The sequence below is a fragment of the Bacteroides hominis genome, from assembly GCF_033042785.2.
Taxonomy (GTDB): Bacteria; Bacteroidota; Bacteroidia; order Bacteroidales; family Bacteroidaceae; genus Bacteroides; species Bacteroides hominis.
In genome coordinates, this window is record NZ_CP178829.1 from 910,300 (window position 1) to 930,504 (window position 20,205).

Below are 20,205 nucleotides of genomic sequence, written 5' to 3' on the forward strand. Positions count from 1 at the left end.
GAGCGTTTAACAAACAATCTTTATAAGTATGAAAAGACATGTACTATCACTCGCACTCTTGTTATTTATAGCAGGAGGCACAGGGCTGATAAAAGCCCAAAAATCGCAGAACTATCTGTACGAAGTTCCTTCCCGCCCGTGGGAAGAGTCCTTCGGAAATCACCGGGCCGTACTGCAAATAGAAAAACCGGCACAAGTCGTGACTCTCGATTTTGAATGGCGGCGTCCGGATAAGGATGTGGACAACAAGCGGTTCCTGATTATCCATGCAACAACCGGAGATACCGTCCGCAACATCCGCCGGATGGAAGTGAACAATGAACACTGCCGTCTGCAATTCGGTCCGGTAGAGAAAGAAGGTACTTACTACTTCTATTACTTGCCCTACCGGGTACAAACAGGATATGGGTTCTATGGCGGCGGATATCTTCCGAAAGAGAGTACACCGGACACAACCTGGCTGATCCAAGCCCAAACGACCCGGAGAAACCCGCAAGCCACAGTGGTAAAAGTTGAGGCACGACAGGCTTTCGACAGTTTTTACCCGATGGAAATAGCCTCCACGGCAAAAGAGAAAGAGAACTACATCAATCGGAACAAAGCTGCACTCTATCTGTTTGCAGAGGACCGCAGATATCCCATCCGGATGCGCAACGACCTCCCCACTAAATGGTTGACACATAAACAGGGGGAGCTGTTTCAAGGAGAAGCAGCTCCCAATGAATACTATACTTTCCAAATCGGAGTATGGGCTGCCGGAAACAAGACCGACCGGATCGGTTATCAGGCTTCTTCCCTCCGGTGTGGCGAAGAAATAATTCCGGCAACCGCCATCACTTGTTTTAATGTGGAAGGTACAGACCCTTACGGAAAGACCTTCAAGAAAGAAGTAAACGTAGCCGAAGGAAAAGTGCAGGCCCTTTGGTTTGGAATAGATATTCCCGGAGGACAGAAAGAAGGCGTTTACACGGGCACTATCACTATCAGCAATGCCGACGGGGCGCAAGGTACAATCCCCGTAAGCATACGGATCACGGGGAATCCACTGCCCGACAGAGGGGACAGTGAATTGTGGAGATACAGCCGCCTGAGATGGTTGAATTCAACCTTGGGCATTGCCGACACCCCCACTGCTCCTTACACAGCTATGACGATGGAAGAAAACCGTATCGGATGTCTGGGACGCACCATAACGGTGGACGAAACCACAGGATTACCGGCACAAATACGTTCGTGGAATAACGATGTGCTGAGTAGTCCCGTACAGTTTGTGATACAAACGGACAGCGGAGTGAAAGAACTGAAAGCAGGCCCCCAACTGACGGAACAGACAGCAGGCCATATCGCAGGAAGTTGGAGAGCCGAAGATGAAGATGTAGCCGTAGACTGCAAAGCAATCATGGAGTTCGACGGATGGATGAATTATATATATACCATTACCCCTAAAAAACGAATAGAGGTGAAAGATATCCGTTTGGTATTGCCGGTCAGAAATGAAATAGGAACTTACTTCCTGGGCATGGGTCTTCCGGGACAAGCCACTCCTCAACAGTATGACGGAAAATGGGATGCCCCCGAGAAAACGGTGAATAATTTCGGAGTGTCTATCCCCACATCCAAAGAACAACAATGGTTATGGCCATTCGACAGTTTCTGGATCGGAAACGAACATGCAGGTATCCACTGTGAATTCAGAGGCAGCACCTACAGCGGTCCGCTGTTGAATCTGTATCGTCCGGCCTATCCGGAAAGCTGGTTTAACGGCGGTAAGGGCGGCTTCTCTATACGGAAAGAGGCTGATGGAGTGAAAGCCGTGGCATATAGCGGAGCACGTACGCTGGAAACCGACCAATCCATTACCTTCGACTTTGCCATGATTGTCACCCCGGTAAAACCACTGAATATGAAAAGTCAGTTCACGGACCGCTATTATCACAATGGCCCCAAACCCACACCGACACAGGCGGACATCGACGCAGGAGTACGCATCATCAACGTCCATCAGGGAAACGGCTACAACCCGTTTATCAACTATCCCTTCCTGACAGTCGATAAGATAAAAGAATTCACCAAAGAGTGGCATGCCCGGGGATGCAAAGTAAAGATATACTATACGCTGCGCGAACTAAGCAACGCTACCGCCGAGATATGGGCCATCCGCAGCTTGGGACATGAAATACTGAGAGGCGGAGACGGCGGAGGATTCCCTTGGTGCCGCGAACACTTCGTAACGGATTATACACCGCAGTGGTACGAGCACTTTGACTATACCAACGAACAGGGTATCACGGCCGATGCATCCATACTAACAGCGGAAGGAGACTCCCGATGGTATAACTACTATATAGAAGGATTACGTTGGATGGTACAGAACCTGGATATCGACGGTATCTATCTGGATGACGTTTCCTTCGACCGCCGTATCCTGAAACGAATGCGCCGGGCAATGGAAAGCGTAAAACAGGGATGCCTGATCGACTTGCATTCGAATACTGGATTTTCCAGGGGACCTGCCAATCAATATACGGAGTTCTTCCCGTATGTAGACAAACTATGGTTCGGCGAGAGCTTCCTTTATGATAAAATGACTCCGGCCAACTGGCTCGTAGAGTCATCAGGTATTCCGTTCGGACTAACAGGCGACATGCTGTACAGAGGAGGTAACGCATGGTTGGGAATGCAATATGGAATGACCGTTCGTTATCCATGGTATACGGAAGGAGTCAACTGCGATCCGCGACAGGTATGGAAGGTATGGGATTCATTCGGCATTGCAGATGCCGCCATGCTCGGATTCTGGGAAGAACACCCGGCCGTCTCCACATCCGACGAAGCTGTCAAAGTCACTGCCTACCGCAAGCCGGGAAAAGTCCTGTTATCCTTAGGTAATTATTCGGATGAAGTGAAGACCATAAAGCTGAACATAGACTGGGAACAGACTGGGCTGGATCCACAACAGGTGAAACTCATGGCACCCGGGATTCCGGACATGCAACAAGCCACTGAATGGGATATCAACGCTCCGATTGTGACAGCTCCCCGAAAAGGTTGGCTGATCTATATAATCCCAAAGTAAACATTTTATAGTCTGCACAAGATTCAAGGTTTTTCTTTATCTTTGTGCAGACTATGATCAACCAATACTAACTAATCCTAATAACACCAAAAACATGAAGAAACTTTACTCACTTCTCTTCACTGCCTTGTTTGCCCTGCCGGCTGCACATGTTCATGCTACCGATTACACACAAGGACTCACCATCTGGTTCGACACACCGAACACACTGCAAGGAAGAGCTATCTGGTACGGAAGCCGTCCCGACCTTTGGAAAGGCGAGAACAAACCGGAAAGTGCAGGAGACACAGCCAGAAACCCGGATGCCAACTGGGAGTCACAATCTTTACCGATAGGAAACGGAAGCATCGGTGCCAACATCATGGGCTCGATAGAGGCAGAACGCATCACTTTCAATGAGAAAACCCTCTGGAGAGGGGGGCCTAACACCTCAAAAGGAGCAGAAGCCTACTGGAATGTGAACAAGCAATCGGCACACGTACTGGACGAAATACGCCAGGCCTTCAGTGAAGGAGACCAGAAGAAGGCTGCAATGCTGACACGTAAAAATTTCAATAGCGAAGTGCCTTACGAATCGAATCGTGAAAAGCCTTTCCGCTTTGGCAACTTTACCACTATGGGAGAATTTTACGTAGAAACCGGGCTGAGTGCTGTGAACATGAGTGGTTACAAACGTATTCTATCACTGGACTCGGCACTGGCCGTAGTGCAATTCAAGAAAGATGACGTAGCCTACGAGCGCAGTTACTTCATTTCCTATCCGGCCAATGTGATGGCAATCCGTTTCAAGGCAGACCGCCCGGGCAAGCAAAACCTGACTTTCAGCTATGCTCCCAATCCGGTGTCAACGGGAAGTATGACAACCGATGGCAGTAACGGACTCACATACACCGCCCACCTGGACAACAACGGTATGCAGTATGTTGTACGCATCCATGCCACCACTAAAGGCGGAACATTGTCAAACGCAGACGGAAAAATAACCGTAAAAGACGCGGACGAAGCAGTATTCCTCATCACTGCGGATACGGACTATAAAATAAACTTTGATCCGGACTTCAAGGATCCCAAAACATATGTAGGAGTAAACCCTGCCGAAACCACCCGCCAATGGATGGACAATGCCGTAAGCATGGGATATGATGTATTGTTCAAGCAACATTATGATGACTACGCCGCCTTGTTCAACCGGGTGAAGTTGCAGTTGAATCCGGATCAGCAAAGTGCCAATCTGCCTACAGCCAAGCGTTTGCAAAACTACCGGAAAGGACAACCGGACTTTTATCTGGAAGAACTCTATTATCAGTTCGGACGCTACTTACTTATCGCCAGTTCGAGACCGGGTAACATGCCTGCCAACCTGCAAGGTATCTGGCACAATAACGTAGATGGACCATGGAGAGTGGACTACCACAACAACATCAATATACAGATGAACTACTGGCCGGCTTGCCCGACTAACCTCAATGAATGTACACTTCCGTTGGTGGACTTTATCCGTACACTGGTAAAACCGGGACAGAAAACAGCACAGGCTTACTTCGGAACAAGAGGATGGACCGCATCCATTTCAGCCAATATCTTCGGATTTACCGCCCCGCTCGAAAGCGAAGATATGTCGTGGAACTTTAATCCGATGGCCGGTCCCTGGCTGGCAACACACATCTGGGAATATTATGATTATACCCGTGACAAGAAATTCTTAAAAGAAACCGGATACGATTTGATTAAGAGCAGTGCTCAGTTTGCTACTGATTTCTTATGGCGTAAACCGGACGGAACCTATACGGCAGCTCCTTCCACTTCGCCCGAACACGGACCGATTGACGAAGGGACTACCTTTGTGCATGCCGTGATCCGCGAGATTTTGCTGGACGCCATCGAGGCAAGCAAAGTACTCGGAGTAGACAACAAAGAACGCAAACAGTGGCAAGAGGTACTGGCACATCTGGCTCCATACAAGATAGGACGTTACGGGCAGCTGATGGAATGGTCGAAAGACATCGATGATCCCAAAGACGAGCATCGTCATGTAAACCATCTCTTCGGACTGCATCCGGGACATACCCTCTCGCCTATCACCACTCCCGACTTGGCTAAAGCCGCAAGAGTGGTACTTGAACATCGCGGTGACGGAGCAACCGGATGGAGCATGGGATGGAAACTCAATCAATGGGCACGTCTGCAAGATGGCAACCATGCTTACAAGCTTTTCGGTAACCTGCTGAAAAACGGTACACTGGATAATCTGTGGGATACTCACCCGCCTTTCCAGATCGACGGGAACTTCGGAGGTACCGCAGGTATCACAGAAATGCTGTTGCAGAGTCACATGGGATTCATCCAATTACTCCCTGCATTACCGGACGCTTGGAAGGACGGAAGTATAAGCGGAATTTGTGCAAAAGGGAACTTTGAGGTGGATATGTCATGGAAAAACGGACAACTTGCAGAAGCCACCGTTTTCTCGAAAGCCGGTGAACCATGTACAGTAAGATATGGCGATAAAACTCTTTCTTTCAAAACAAGCAAAGGCAAAGTTTATAAATTGGCAGTAGAAGCCGATCGCCTGATCGTCAAATAATACTTCATAGTAGGATGATAAAATAATATCCCCGGAGGAAAAATATTTTTCCTCCGGGGATATTATTATTTCGTCACATCGTTATTCCTATTTATAAAAGAAAGTCTTCACACAGTCCCCCATACACACATGCCATTCAGGCTGTATCCAACTATTACTGTTGTTCTACCATATTTTTATAAGATCTACAAAGTATCAAATTTAACATTTCCATTTTAGGGAGGGGTATCATTCCAATATAGAAACGAACAATGCCAAACAAGACAGAAAATCGGAAGAAAAATAAAATCTCAATAAAAAGAATCAAGTAAACAAAAGAAAGTTTCTATAATTAAGAGAATCTCATTGCTAAAATAAAAAAAGAGAAGAAATTTAGTTCTCACGGAACTTATCACATTTAGATCTTTTCTTCAAGTATGCTTTAATCTTCGCCCTATTCCCATTTAATATTTTTCGTTAACACAGGTTATCATGTGTTTATAAACTCACAGTATCTTTTGGCAAAGATGCGATAAGTTTTAATAATACGCAAGAAAACATAATAATATTTTTCATTATCTCTTTTTATAGTACTGCCAATCTATTAAAAACAGATTAGCAATAAATAAAATATATCATCCTATAAGAAGACGGTAGAAAAGAAACTACTTTTTATTTGCGCAATATTCATCATCAGAATAGCATAATTATGTAACCATTTAACATAATCAACTATCTGAACCCTCTGTAACCACTAATACAGGCCCCAACAATAAAGAAAAATAACGAAAGACAAACACAAAAGATAGCTGATGGCAAACTTATTACCTTTTTCCAAGTTCCGTGAGAACTTAACACAAAAAACAAACAGTTAAATCAATAGGGCAACATCGTTCTGAAAGGAATAGGAAAGAAATGACATACATACATTAACCTCTAATAATTGCGCTTATGAAGTAGAAAAAACGAATCCTTTACAAACCTATTCCGGAAATACAATCGAATCCGGAATCCTAAAACAAACTATCAAATTAATGTTTAACCGAACAATTTAGTGTATGACAGAAAAAACTAACCTGTTTCCGAACCTAATCCGGTTTCGAGAAACAAATCGCCTGAAAATGGCAATCGCTGCTTCTATCATGCTATGGTGTGCAACACCTCAGCAAGCGGCAGCCGATACTTACGAAAAACACGAAATCACCACTGTACAACAGCAAAAAGTAAAAGCTACCGGTACCGTGGTAGATCAAAATGGGGAAGCTATGATTGGTGTATCCGTCAAAGTGAAAGACAATGCCACCATGGGAACTATCACCGACCTGAATGGTAAATTCTCTTTTGACGTACCTAAAGGCGCTACACTTGAAATTTCTTACATCGGCTACAAAACCGTAACTGTCAAGGCAGAAGGTACAGTCCTCAACATTACGATGAAAGAAGATGCAGAGGTATTGGATGAAGTCGTTATTGTGGGCTATGGTTCACAAAAGAAAGTGAACGTGACCGGTGCCGTCGGCATGGTCAGCTCCGACGTACTTGAAGCCCGACCGGTACAAAACGTATCGCAGGCTTTGCAAGGTGTAGTCCCAGGTCTGAACCTCTCGGTAGGCAACTCCGGAGGTGCACTGGACAGCTCGATGAGTATCAATATCCGTGGTGCCGGTACTATTGGTGATGGTTCAGGTTCTTCTCCTCTTATTTTGATCGATGGCATTGAAGGCGACCTGAACTCAGTTAACCCGAACGACATCGAAAATGTATCTGTACTGAAAGATGCAGCTTCTGCCTCTATCTATGGTGCCCGCGCTGCATTCGGTGTAATCCTCGTTACAACCAAGAGTGGTAAAAGCGGTAAAGCAAGGGTCAGCTATAACGGTAACGTACGTTTCTCTGACGCACTCTGTGTACCGGAAATGATGGACTCTTATCAATTCGCACAATACTTCAACCGTGCAGCCGAAAATGCCGGTGACTCAGGTCCATTCAGCCAAGAAGCACTCGACCGTATTCTTGCCTACCAAGCCGGAACCCTGAAAGAGACAATGACCATGAACGAACAAACCCGTAAATGGCAGGCTTATGGCGGTGCTAATGCCAATACCGACTGGTTCAAGGAATTCTATAATGACTGGGTTCCGTCACAAGAACACAGCCTGAGTATCAGCGGAGGTACAGAAAAGACACAATATACTATCAGCGGAAGCTTCCTCGACCAAAATGGTCTGCTTCGTCATGGTAGCGATAATTTCCAACGCTATACGATGAACGGTAAAATCACAAGCCAGATTGCTGACTGGTTCACTGTCACTTACTCAACCAAATGGACACGCGAAGACTTTGACCGCCCGTCATATCTGACAGGTCTCTTCTTCCACAACATCGCCCGCCGCTGGCCGACTAACCCGGCTTACGACCCGAACGGACATCCGGTAGACGGCATGGAAATCGAACAGTTGGAAAACGGTGGAAAACAGATCAACCAAAAAGACCTGAACACCCAACAGCTACAGTTCATTTTCGAACCCATCAAAAACTGGAGAATCAACGTGGAAGGTAGTTTACGCACAACGAACACGAACGAACACTGGGATGTATTGCCGGTGTATGCATACAACGCAGATAACGAACCGTACCTGATTTCATGGAACGGCGGTGCACTCGGCCTCTCTCAGGTAAACGAGTATTCATATAAAGAAAACTACTACACGACCAACATCTATTCGGACTACTTTAAACAGTTTGACAGCGGACACTACTTCAAAGTTATGGCCGGTTTCAACAGTGAGCTTTATAAAACCCGTTATGTCCAGGCTCAAAAGAGTACACTGATTTCAAGTTCAGTGCCTACCATCAATACAGCCACTGAAGACCCGAAAGCATGGGGAGGATATGCCCACAATGCCGTAGCCGGTTTCTTTGGACGTATTAACTACAATTATAAAGACCGATACATGGTGGAAGCTAACGGACGTTACGACGGTTCGTCACGTTTCATAGGTGACAAACGTTGGGGATTCTTCCCTTCATTCTCTGCCGGATGGAACGTTGCACAAGAACCATTCTTTGAAAGAATCGCCGAAAAATGCAGCATCGGTACATTGAAACTCCGTGCTTCTTGGGGACAATTAGGTAATACAGATACCAAAGACGCATGGTATCCTTTCTATCAGACTATGCCTACAGGCTCCAATTATGGTTGGTTACTGAACGGTGCATTACCTAACTACGCCAACAATCCGGGCATTGTCAGCATGAAGAAAACATGGGAAACCATCGAAACATGGGATGTCGGTTTAGATTGGGGATTGTTTAACAACCGTTTGACCGGTTCGTTCGACTACTTCGTTCGTTATACTTACGATATGATCGGTCCGGCTCCCGAATTGGCTGCATCTTTAGGTACAGGAGTGCCAAAGATCAATAATGCGGATATGAAGTCCTACGGTTTTGAACTTGAACTGGGTTGGAGAGACCGTATCCAGGATTTCTCTTATGGCGTGAAATTCGTTCTGTCTGATTCTCAGCAGAAAATCCTGAAATATCCGAATGAAGACTACAACATCGGTACTTATTACAAAGGCCAGAAACTCAATAATATCTGGGGATACAAGACAATCGGTATCGCACAAAGCCAGGAAGAAATGGACGCCCATCTGGCAAAAGTAGACCAATCGGCCTTGGGTAGTAAATGGGGAGCAGGCGACATCATGTATGCCGACCTCGACGGTGATGGCAAGATCAGCACAGGAAGCAATAAACTGGGAGATACAGGCGACCGCGTAATCTTGGGTAACAGTACTCCACGCTTTAACTACGGTCTGACTATCGATGCAAGCTGGAAAGGAATTGACTTCCGCGCGTTCTTCCAGGGCATCGGCAAACGTGACTATTGGCTGCAGGGCCCGTACTTCTGGGGATCAACCGGCCTTGGACAATGGCAGGCTGCCGGCTTCAAGGAACATTGGGATTTCTGGCGTCCGGAAGGTGACCCTCTGGGAGCAAACACCAACGCTTACTACCCACGTGTAGCAAGAAACGGCGGTAAGAATACGAATGTACAAAGCCGTTATTTGCAAAACGCAGCTTATTGCCGTCTGAAAAATATCCAGATAGGTTATACTTTGCCCAAAACATGGACAGAAAAGGCAGGCATGTCGTCTGTACGTGTCTATGTATCCGGAGACAACTTGCTTACTTTCTCCGATATCACAGGCATCTTCGACCCGGAAGCAATCGGAAGTACATATGATGCGAACAACGGTAAACTGTATCCGTTGCAGAGAGTCATTTCAGTCGGTTTAAATGTTAACTTCTAAAAAACACCAAGAATATGAAAATTAAAATGAAATATATCGTGGCGCAGGCTTGCCTCGTAGCGGGAGCATCCATGGCTCTGACTTCGTGCAACGACTTTCTGGACAGAGAGCCGCTGGATCAAGTCACTCCGCAAGAGTATTTCCAAACTGCAGACCACCTGGCAGCATATACTATTTCAAAATACAACTCTATGTTCTCAACACATAGCGGATGGAATGCCGGTACGGTAAACAATGATGGCGGTACAGACAACATGGTAGTAGGTGGTTATAACTCTACCTACTATGAAAAAGGGATCTGGAAAGTACCTTCAAACAATGACAACTGGTCCAACGGATTGTCACTGGCCCGCTATTGCAACTACTTCTTCGAACAGGTATTGCCTAAATACGAAGCCGGAAAGATCTCGGGATCAGAAGATGACCTCAAACACTACATCGGTGAAATGTATTTTATGCGTGCATTGGTATATTACAACCAGCTACGCAAATACGGAGATTACCCTATCATCACTGAGGTGCTTCCGGATGATGAAGCGATACTGATTGAAAAGAGTGTACGTCAGCCACGTAATAAAGTGGCCCGCTTCATTCTCGAAGATCTCGACAAAGCCATCGGGTTAATGAAAAACCAAGGCTTCATGAACAACAATCGCCTGAACAAACAGTGTGCTTTGCTGATCAAATCACGTGTGGCATTATACGAAGCTACATTTGAGAAATATCATCAGGGAACAGGCCGCGTGCCGGGTGACGAAACATGGCCGGGAAAGAGCGTACATCCGAATTTCTCACTTGATGTAGCAGCCGAAATCAACTTCTTCCTCGACCAGTGTATGGATGCAGCTTCACAAGTAGCGGACGCTATCACACTGACTGAAAACACAGGGGTATTCAATCCGCTTAGCGACAGCGAATATTCCGGTTGGAATCCCTACTTTGAGATGTTCTCTGCCGAAGATATGAGCGGTTATTCCGAAGTTCTCTTCTGGAAAGACTATCTTCGTTCGGGAAGTATCAACATCAGCCACGGTGCTCCCAACTATATTTATTCAGGTGGAAACAATGGAATGTTGAGAAGCTATGTACAGACCTTCCTGATGGAGAACGGATTGCCTTGGTATGCCAGCAACAGCGGATTTAAAGGCGACAGCAGGGTTCAGGAAGAAAAAGAAGGACGTGACCAGCGCTTGCAACTTTTCTTATTCGGTGAGAAAGACAAGCAGGCTCCGAGAGCCGATGGTGACGGCACTATGCCCGAGTTCGGCGAACCTGCTCTCTTTGAGCTGCAAGAAGTAAGAGATTTGACAGGATATCGCATCCGTAAATGCCTGACTTATAAAAAGGATCAGATTATCTCCGGTTCCGACCAGTCGACCACAGGATGCATCATCTATCGTGGTGTGGAAGCTTACCTCAACTATCTGGAAGCATATTATCTGAGAAATGGCAAGGTAGATGGAAAAGCAGCCCAATACTGGACCGCCATCCGCAAACGTGGTGGGGTGGACACAGATTACGAAAAAACCATCCGCAATACAGATATGAGCAAAGAAGTAGACTGGGCTAAATACTCCGGTTCTACATTGGTAGACGCAACTTTATTCAATATCCGCCGTGAACGTCGTTGCGAATTCATCGGTGAAGGTATGCGTTGGGATGACCTGATGCGTTGGAGAGCTATGGACCAATTGCTCACAACCAAATATGTTCCGGAAGGATTCAACTTCTGGGATGAAGCTTATGATGACTATGTGGCAATGAAAAACGACAAAGGCGAGCCTAAATATAAGATTGTATCAGACGGTAGTTCAACAGCCAATATGTCAGCAAAAGAATTAGGTAAATATGTACGTCCATACTCAATCGTAAAAGCAAATAACGCTGTATTCGACGGTTACACATTCGCTAAGGCATACTACTTGTATCCGGTGCCGATACGGCAGATGGAGCTACTGTCTCCGGACCGTTCAGTCAACAGTTCTGTACTTTACCAGAACCCATACTGGCCAAACAAAACAAGCGAGCCTGCTATCGAATAATAGTTTTCCAATAGGAATCAAAATATAAAAAAGTATTGATTTTTAGTATATAATAAAGTTGTTGTGGTAAGAGATTTATAGCAACTACACAAATTTAAAAAAGGAAAATTGGAAAAAGGGCGTCCGTGAGGATGTCCTTTTTTATATTACATATTAGAAGAACGGTATATATAAGCAAAAAGGCCGCGCAAATTGCACAGCCTTTCATTATATAAATATCCGGAAATATCAGCTCTTGTTAGCGCGTTTACGTTCGTTTTCATCCAAAAGCACTTTACGCATACGCATAGCCTTCGGAGTAACCTCTACATATTCGTCTTCCTTGATGTACTCTAATGCCTCTTCAAGAGAGAACTGTACAGGAGGAATCAAACGGGCTTTCTCATCAGAACCGGAAGCACGCATGTTAGTCAGTTTCTTCGACTTAGTCACATTTACAACCAGGTCTTTTTCGTGAGCATGTTCACCCACTACCTGGCCAGCGTATACCTCTTCCTGAGGGAAAATAAAGAATTTACCACGATCCTGCAGTTTATCGATTGCATAAGCAAATGCAGTACCACTTTCCATAGCGATAATCGAACCATTGGTACGACGTTCGATATCACCTTTGAACGGTTGATATTCTTTAAAACGGTGAGCCATAATGGCTTCACCTGCCGAAGCAGTCAGAACGTTCGTACGAAGACCGATGATACCGCGTGAAGGCATGTCAAACTCAAGGTTAATACGCTCACCGGTATTCTCCATCATGGTCATCTCACCCTTACGGCGAGTCACCATATCGATGATTTTACTTGAATACTCTTCCGGTACGTTGATTGTAAGTTCCTCGATCGGTTCACACTTCACTCCATCTATTTCTTTATAAATTACTTGCGGCTGTCCAACCTGTAACTCGTAACCTTCACGACGCATCGTTTCGATCAAAACAGAAAGGTGAAGCACACCACGACCCGATACTACCCATTTACCGTCTTCTTCACTCTTACGCACGCGCAATGCGAGGTTCTTATCCAACTCCTTGGTCAAACGATCATGGATATGACGTGAAGTTACAAATTTACCATCCTTACCATAGAACGGAGAATCGTTGATGGCAAACAGCATGCTCATAGTCGGTTCATCAATAGCGATAGGCGGCAATGCTTCCGGATTTTCATAATCGCAGATCGTATCTCCAATCTCAAATCCGTCAATACCCACCAAAGCACAAATATCTCCTGAAGAAACCTCAGTCGTTTTCACGCGACCCAGCCCTTCAAAAACATGAACTTCCTTTATTTTAGATTTTACAATACTACCGTCGCGCTTAGCCAAGGATACATTCATACCCTCCTTGAGCGTACCGCGGTGAACACGTCCTACAGCGATACGGCCTGTATATGAAGAATAATCGAGTGAAGTGATCAGCATCTGCGGAGTACCTTCCAATTGTTCCGGAGCAGGAATGTTCTCTACAATACAATCCAGCAAAGGCACAATGCTGTCTGTCTGCTCTTTCCAGTCCGTACTCATCCAGTTGTTCTTAGCCGAACCATAGATTGTCGGGAAGTCAAGCTGCTCTTCAGTAGCATCGAGGCTGAACATCAGATCGAACACCATCTCGTGTACTTCGTCCGGACGGCAGTTCGGCTTATCCACCTTATTAATAACAACAATCGGTTTCAATCCGATTTCCAAAGCTTTCTGTAATACGAAGCGCGTTTGCGGCATCGGACCTTCAAAAGCATCAACCAACAGAATACACCCATCGGCCATGTTGAGCACACGCTCTACTTCACCACCGAAGTCGCTGTGTCCCGGAGTATCAATAATATTAATCTTAGTTCCGTTGTAATTGATAGAAACGTTTTTAGAGAGAATCGTTATCCCTCGTTCACGCTCCAAGTCGTTGTTATCCAGAATTAATTCACCGCTTGTTTGGTTGCCGCGAAACAAGTTTCCGGCTAAAAGCATTTTATCGACGAGAGTCGTTTTCCCATGGTCAACATGGGCAATAATTGCAATGTTTCGAATATTTTGCATAGAATACCTATTATTTGGCGACAAAGGTACAAAAATTGGATTAGAAAAAAGGGATAGTATAGAAAATATTTCCTGCAATTCATTGTGGGATAAAAGATAATGCCTATCTTTGCACGCTCAAAGAAACATTTTATAGATCAATAATTTTATTAATTATGTATTTAGACGCTGCTAAAAAGCAAGAAATCTTCGGTAAGTACGGAAAGTCTAACACTGATACTGGCTCAGCTGAGGCCCAGATAGCTTTGTTTTCATACCGTATTACTCACCTGACTGAGCACATGAAGCTCAACAGAAAAGATTATAGTACAGAAAGAGCTTTGACTATGTTAGTAGGTAAACGTCGTGCTTTGCTCGACTACCTGAAAGCAAAAGATATCACCAGATATCGTGATATCATCAAAGAGCTTGGCTTGCGTAAGTAATCACTTACCGCGAACAAAATTTAAAAGCCGTTTCTTCCATCGGGAAGAAACGGCTTTTATTTTTTACCCTTCCCCTTGCTTGGATATAAAATTTCATTAATTTTGCAGCAAAACGAATTAAATTATAACCTTTTACCAGGAAAATACATTCAAACATTATGGATACAAGTAAAATCGTAGGAGAAAAGATAAAATCACTCCGTGAGAACAAAGGAATCTCAATAGAAGAACTTGCCGAACGCTCGGGACTGGCTATCGAACAGATAGAACGTATCGAAAACAATATTGACCTGCCGTCATTGGCACCGCTTATCAAAATAGCCCGTGTATTGGGCGTACGTCTGGGGACTTTCCTCGACGACCAGGATGAAACAGGTCCGGTTGTTTCGCGCAAAATGGAAGCAACAGACACGATCAGCTTTTCAAACAACGCCATCCATTCGCGCAAACACATGCAGTACCATTCACTGTCCAAGTCAAAAGCCGACCGCCACATGGAACCGTTCATTATCGATGTAGCCCCTACACAAGACAGTGATTTCGTGCTATCTTCCCATGAAGGAGAGGAATTCATCATGGTCATGGAAGGAGTCATGGAAATCAGTTACGGAAAGAGCACCTACTTGCTTGAGGAAGGCGATAGTATCTATTATGACTCCATCGTCCCTCATCACGTTCATGCCTACGAAGGACAGGCTGCCAAAATTCTGGCAGTGATCTATACACCGATTTAATGATCAACGATTATCGCTCCACACATACTAAAAACATGCAACTATACGAAAAAACACTCGGTCAGTGGCTTGAACATTGGGCCGAAACAACACCCGACAAAGAATACATTGTATACTCCGACCGTAACCTGCGTTTCACCTGGAAGCAATTCAACAAACGGGTGGATGACATGGCGAAAGGATTGATTGCCATCGGAGTGGAAAGAGGTACCCATGTAGGCATCTGGGCGGCAAACGTACCGGACTGGCTGACTCTGCTATATGCCTGTGCAAAAATCGGTGCAGTCTACGTGACAGTAAACACCAACTATAAACAAGCTGAACTGGAATATTTGTGCGAGAACTCGGACATGCATACACTCTGCATTGTTAATGGAGAGAAGGACAGCGACTTTGTTCAGATGACCTACAATATGCTTCCGGAACTGAAAACCTGTGAACGCGGACATCTGAAGAGCGAACGTTTCCCCTATATGAAAAATGTGATCTATGTAGGACAAGAGAAGCACCGCGGGATGTACAATACACAGGAAATCCTGTTATTAGGCGATAATATAGAAGACACCAGACTCAATGAACTCAAAGCCGGCGTCGACTGTCACGACGTGGTAAATATGCAATATACCTCCGGAACAACCGGTTTTCCCAAAGGGGTCATGCTGACACATTACAATATAAGCAATAATGGTTTCCTGACCGGCGAGCATATGAAATTCACAGCCGACGATAAACTATGTTGCTGCGTACCTCTGTTCCATTGCTTCGGCGTAGTGTTAGCCACCATGAACTGCCTGACTCACGGCTGTACCCAGGTGATGGTTGAACGCTTTGACCCACTCATCGTACTGGCATCCATCCATAAAGAAAGATGTACCGCACTCTATGGAGTACCTACCATGTTTATCGCCGAACTAAATCATCCGATGTTCGATATGTTCGACATGTCGAGTCTTCGTACAGGCATCATGGCCGGCTCACTCTGCCCGGTAGAGTTGATGAAACAGGTGGAAGAAAAAATGTATATGAAGGTGACCAGCGTATACGGGCTGACTGAAGCAGCTCCGGGTATGACTGCCACCCGCATTGACGATCCATTTGACGTACGCTGCAACACTGTAGGACGTGACTTTGAGTTCACAGAAGTAAAAGTGCTTGATCCGGAAACAGGTGAAGAATGCCCGATCGGCGTACAGGGAGAAATGTGCAATCGCGGATATAACACCATGAAAGGATATTATAAGAACCCACAAGCTACAGCTGAAGTGATAGATAAAAACAACTTCCTGCACTCAGGAGACTTGGGAATCAAGGACGAAAATGGAAACTATCGCATCACGGGGCGCATCAAAGATATGATCATACGTGGAGGGGAGAATATCTATCCGCGTGAAATCGAAGAATTCCTCTATAAGCTTGAAGGAGTAAAAGACGTGCAGGTATCAGGCATTCCGTCTAAAAAGTATGGAGAAGCAGTAGGCGCCTTCATCATTCTGCACGAAGGGGTAACCATGCAGGCATCAGACGTGCAGGACTTCTGCCGTAATAAAATCTCCCGCTACAAAATACCCAAATATATTTTCTTTATTGATGAGTTCCCTATGACCGGAAGCGGAAAGATACAAAAATTCAAACTGAAGGATTTAGGATTGAAACTCTGCGAAGAACAAGGTATCCAGATTATATAAAAACAGACATGATAAGTGATTAACCGGAGAGAAATTCCAAACGTTAATCACTTATCATTATCGCTTCACAGGTAAAGTAAAATAAAAGACAGTTCCTTTGCCCTGTTTGGAACGTACCCAGATTCGTCCGCCCATCTTTTCGACAAGCATACGGCAAATAGTCAGTCCCAACCCTGTGCCTTGCACAAAATCATCTATCTTTCCGAAACGCTGGAAGATCGTAGCCACCCTTTCTGCAGGGATTCCTTTCCCTGTATCCGATACATAAAACTGCACCATATCGGCCTTTTCCTGAAATCCGAAATGAATTTCTCCGGCAGAAGTAAACTTAATGGCATTGGTGATCAGATTGACCAAAATCTGCGAAATGCGCTCCCAATCTCCTTGTATGCATAGCTGCGGATCTACTTCGTCCAACATAAGTCGAACTTCCGGTTTAACCGATTTCACATACAATTCATGCAATTGCAGACAGATATCTTTCAACTTCACAGGATGATAAGAAAGTTCCAAGGAACCGGCCTCAAGTGCAGAAAGATCGAGAATATCATTGAAGAGATTCAACAGGACAGACGAATTGTGCTCTACGATATCGGCATATTGCCGCTTTTCATACTCATCGTCCGCCTCGATAATCAGTTTGGAGAAACCTACAATCGCATTTAGCGGAGTGCGTATTTCGTGGCTCATATTTGCCAAAAACGAAGATTTCATCCGGTCGGCCTCTTCGGCCTTGATCCGGGCCGCTATCAATTCTTTTTCCGTCTTCTTTGTTTCGGTCACATCCCATGACACTCCAATGATATAAGGATACCGTCCTCCTGAAGGAACCACTGTTTTCATGGTGGTCACTGTACGGGCTTCACCACTCATAGTGGTATAAGTTTCCAGATACTCAATGCGCCCCAGCTCCATCGCTTTCAAATCATCTTGCCGGAGACGCTCCGCATCCTTTTTATCCGGAAATATCTCCGCATCTGTACTCCCCACGGCCCTCTCGACAGAGATACCCGAATATTCGGCAAAAGCTTTATTCCAATAAAGATAACGAAAGTCGTTCCCTGTATCTTTCACAAACAAATAGACAGGAATATTATTCAGAATATCATTCATCAACGAATTGAGACGTACGATCTCACTTCGCTGAGCCTCGTTGGTTCTTGCCATTTCAGTCTCTTGTGATACATCACGGCACATACACAACAAATATTGATCATCCAACGGAAAAATACGATTTTCATAATGGTGAAGAACACCGTCCAACGTTAACGAATGTTCGGCTATCGAACTCTTTCCGGTACGAATCACCTTATCCATGTTCTGACGAACACTTTCATAAGCTTCCTCAGGAACAATATCTCTTACATTTGAATTTATAATACTCTCGGCTGTCGTACCTTCAACATGATTCGTAGTAGGTGATGAAGCTAACTCTACTATATTGGCATTATGGTCAAAAACAGTAAGCATATCGGGCAAAGCATCCAAAATCCGGGTACTGTACCGCTCGCGAAACCGTCCTTTTTTAAGAGAGTCGAGTTCAGAAGAGAGCCCCTCTACTTTTTTCTCCAATTTCTCTACAATCTCCAGTAGTTCTTCTTTTGTTTTATGCTCGTAGTATCCCATGGATTTCAGTCTGTTTAAATCTATATTGTTGTATATAGCATTTGATTACTTGCAAATATAATACATAAATCTGAAAAATATCCTACAAATCGAAGTTATTATTGATTAAAAAATCCGATAGCTTTTGCCCTACTATTCAGAATGTTCTATCTTTGCACCACTTTATATTTTAAACAATTTACATTTATGTCCACAGAATTATTCTCTACCCTGCCCTACAAAGTGGCAGACATCACACTTGCCGACTTTGGTCGCAAGGAAATCGACTTGGCAGAAAAAGAAATGCCCGGCCTTATGGCTCTTCGCGAAAAATATGGAGAATCCAAACCGTTGAAAGGTGCCCGTATCATGGGTTCGCTGCACATGACAATCCAGACTGCCGTCCTGATTGAAACGCTGGTGGCTTTGGGAGCTGAAGTCCGTTGGTGCTCTTGCAACATATATTCGACACAAGATCATGCAGCAGCAGCCATTGCAGCTTCAGGTGTTGCCGTATTTGCCTGGAAAGGTGAAACTTTGGCAGACTATTGGTGGTGTACCTTGCAGGCTCTGAATTTCGAAGGAGGCAAAGGGCCGACAGTGATTGTCGACGATGGCGGGGATGCCACAATGATGATCCATGTGGGCTATGAAGCAGAAAATAATGCTGCCGTATTGGACAAAGAGGTACATGCCGAAGATGAAATAGAACTGAACGCCATACTGAAAAAAGTGCTGGCAGAAGACAAAGAACGCTGGCACCGGGTAGCGGCTGAAGTGCGCGGAGTTTCGGAAGAGACAACGACCGGCGTGCATCGCTTATACCAGATGCAGGAAGAAGGCAAGTTGTTGTTCCCTGCCTTCAACGTAAACGACTCGGTTACCAAATCTAAATTCGACAACCTGTATGGTTGCCGCGAATCACTGGCAGACGGCATTAAACGTGCCACAGACGTAATGATTGCCGGTAAAGTAGTTGTAGTATGCGGCTATGGAGATGTAGGTAAAGGCTGTTCACACTCCATGCGCTCTTATGGGGCCCGCGTGTTAGTGACAGAAGTCGATCCCATCTGTGCACTTCAGGCCGCTATGGAAGGTTTTGAGGTAGTGACCATGGAGGACGCCTGCAAAGAAGGTAACATCTTTGTTACCACAACCGGTAACATCGACATCATCCGTATCGATCACATGGAACAGATGAAAGATCAGGCCATTGTTTGCAACATCGGTCACTTTGACAATGAAATTCAGGTAGATGCCCTGAAACATTACCCGGGTATCAAACGTGTCAATATCAAACCACAGGTAGACCGTTATTATTTCCCTGACGGGCACAGCATCATTCTGCTGGCAGACGGCCGTTTGGTAAACCTGGGCTGCGCCACAGGACATCCCTCTTTCGTGATGAGCAACTCTTTCACTAACCAGACACTGGCACAGATCGAGCTGTTCAACAAGAAATACGACATCAACGTATATCGCTTGCCGAAACACCTGGATGAAGAAGTAGCCCGACTGCATCTTGAAAAGATCGGCGTAAAGCTGACCAAACTGACTCCTGAGCAGGCTGCCTATATCGGAGTTTCGGTTGACGGCCCATATAAAGCCGACCACTACAGATATTAAAAAGTTACGATTGGACGATTTACGAATAACGGTTAAGCCGGATTGTAAATCGTCTAATCCTACAGTCAAACCTCAATCATAAATTGTAAATCGTCTAATCGT

The 20,205-nt window shown here is 45.2% G+C and carries 10 protein-coding genes; 8 read left to right on the forward strand and 2 right to left on the reverse strand.

Features of this window, described 5'->3' with window-relative positions; translation table 11 throughout:
• Window positions 1-28 precede the first annotated feature (28 nt).
• The 4 genes from R3O62_RS04155 (at window position 29) to R3O62_RS04170 (ending at window position 12,000) form a co-directional block, all read left to right on the forward strand.
• Entirely contained in the window at window positions 29-3,076 is a 3,048-nt protein-coding gene (locus R3O62_RS04155; RefSeq protein WP_317472891.1) for a glycoside hydrolase domain-containing protein, read from the forward strand.
• 94 nt (window positions 3,077-3,170) lie between these two features.
• Window positions 3,171-5,660, forward strand: a complete 2,490-nt coding sequence (locus R3O62_RS04160) for a glycosyl hydrolase family 95 catalytic domain-containing protein (protein WP_165016533.1) — start codon at window positions 3,171-3,173, stop codon at window positions 5,658-5,660.
• A 1,037-nt stretch (window positions 5,661-6,697) separates the two neighbouring features.
• Entirely contained in the window at window positions 6,698-9,958 is a 3,261-nt protein-coding gene (locus tag R3O62_RS04165) for a SusC/RagA family TonB-linked outer membrane protein (protein WP_032529822.1), read from the forward strand.
• A 14-nt stretch (window positions 9,959-9,972) separates the two neighbouring features.
• Window positions 9,973-12,000: a RagB/SusD family nutrient uptake outer membrane protein gene (locus R3O62_RS04170; protein WP_005781777.1), complete on the forward strand. Its 2,028-nt coding sequence runs from the start codon at window positions 9,973-9,975 to the stop codon at window positions 11,998-12,000.
• A 228-nt stretch (window positions 12,001-12,228) separates the two neighbouring features.
• Here R3O62_RS04170 and typA read toward each other — a convergent pair whose 3' ends face one another.
• A complete protein-coding gene (gene typA / locus R3O62_RS04175; protein ID WP_005811760.1) occupies window positions 12,229-14,028 on the reverse strand; it encodes a translational GTPase TypA in 1,800 nt (599 codons plus the stop codon).
• Window positions 14,029-14,183: 155 nt separating this feature from the next.
• Here typA and rpsO point away from each other — a divergent pair, with 155 nt between their 5' ends.
• The 3 genes from rpsO to R3O62_RS04190 all read left to right on the forward strand — a co-directional run bounded on the left by rpsO (window position 14,184) and on the right by R3O62_RS04190 (window position 16,872).
• Window positions 14,184-14,453: a 30S ribosomal protein S15 gene (rpsO, locus tag R3O62_RS04180; RefSeq protein ID WP_005781774.1), complete on the forward strand. Its 270-nt coding sequence runs from the start codon at window positions 14,184-14,186 to the stop codon at window positions 14,451-14,453.
• Window positions 14,454-14,611: 158 nt separating this feature from the next.
• Window positions 14,612-15,187: a helix-turn-helix domain-containing protein gene (locus R3O62_RS04185; RefSeq protein ID WP_005781772.1), complete on the forward strand. Its 576-nt coding sequence runs from the start codon at window positions 14,612-14,614 to the stop codon at window positions 15,185-15,187.
• A gap of 35 nt (window positions 15,188-15,222) precedes the next feature.
• Entirely contained in the window at window positions 15,223-16,872 is a 1,650-nt protein-coding gene (locus R3O62_RS04190; RefSeq protein WP_032535413.1) for an AMP-binding protein, read from the forward strand.
• 57 nt (window positions 16,873-16,929) lie between these two features.
• On the opposite strand, the gene R3O62_RS04195 is transcribed toward R3O62_RS04190, so the two are convergent.
• Complete coding sequence (locus tag R3O62_RS04195; protein ID WP_005822395.1) at window positions 16,930-18,498, reverse strand: sensor histidine kinase; 1,569 nt, start codon at window positions 18,496-18,498, stop codon at window positions 16,930-16,932.
• 186 nt (window positions 18,499-18,684) lie between these two features.
• On the opposite strand from R3O62_RS04195, the gene ahcY reads away from it, so the two are divergent.
• Window positions 18,685-20,103, forward strand: coding sequence for an adenosylhomocysteinase (gene ahcY / locus R3O62_RS04200; RefSeq protein ID WP_005781763.1), 1,419 nt, complete (start codon window positions 18,685-18,687; stop codon window positions 20,101-20,103).
• The last annotated feature ends 102 nt before the right edge of the window (window positions 20,104-20,205 follow it).

What these genes read in the sequence shown, in the direction of transcription:
- R3O62_RS04155 (WP_317472891.1), top strand. Translation starts at nt 29, where the DNA reads ATGAAAAGACATGTACTATCACTCGCACTCTTGTTATTTATAGCAGGA.
- R3O62_RS04160 (WP_165016533.1), top strand. Translation starts at nt 3,171, where the DNA reads ATGAAGAAACTTTACTCACTTCTCTTCACTGCCTTGTTTGCCCTGCCG.
- R3O62_RS04165 (WP_032529822.1), top strand. Translation starts at nt 6,698, where the DNA reads ATGACAGAAAAAACTAACCTGTTTCCGAACCTAATCCGGTTTCGAGAA.
- R3O62_RS04170 (WP_005781777.1), top strand. Translation starts at nt 9,973, where the DNA reads ATGAAAATTAAAATGAAATATATCGTGGCGCAGGCTTGCCTCGTAGCG.
- typA (WP_005811760.1), bottom strand. Translation starts at nt 14,028, where the DNA reads ATGCAAAATATTCGAAACATTGCAATTATTGCCCATGTTGACCATGGG.
- rpsO (WP_005781774.1), top strand. Translation starts at nt 14,184, where the DNA reads ATGTATTTAGACGCTGCTAAAAAGCAAGAAATCTTCGGTAAGTACGGA.
- R3O62_RS04185 (WP_005781772.1), top strand. Translation starts at nt 14,612, where the DNA reads ATGGATACAAGTAAAATCGTAGGAGAAAAGATAAAATCACTCCGTGAG.
- R3O62_RS04190 (WP_032535413.1), top strand. Translation starts at nt 15,223, where the DNA reads ATGCAACTATACGAAAAAACACTCGGTCAGTGGCTTGAACATTGGGCC.
- R3O62_RS04195 (WP_005822395.1), bottom strand. Translation starts at nt 18,498, where the DNA reads ATGGGATACTACGAGCATAAAACAAAAGAAGAACTACTGGAGATTGTA.
- ahcY (WP_005781763.1), top strand. Translation starts at nt 18,685, where the DNA reads ATGTCCACAGAATTATTCTCTACCCTGCCCTACAAAGTGGCAGACATC.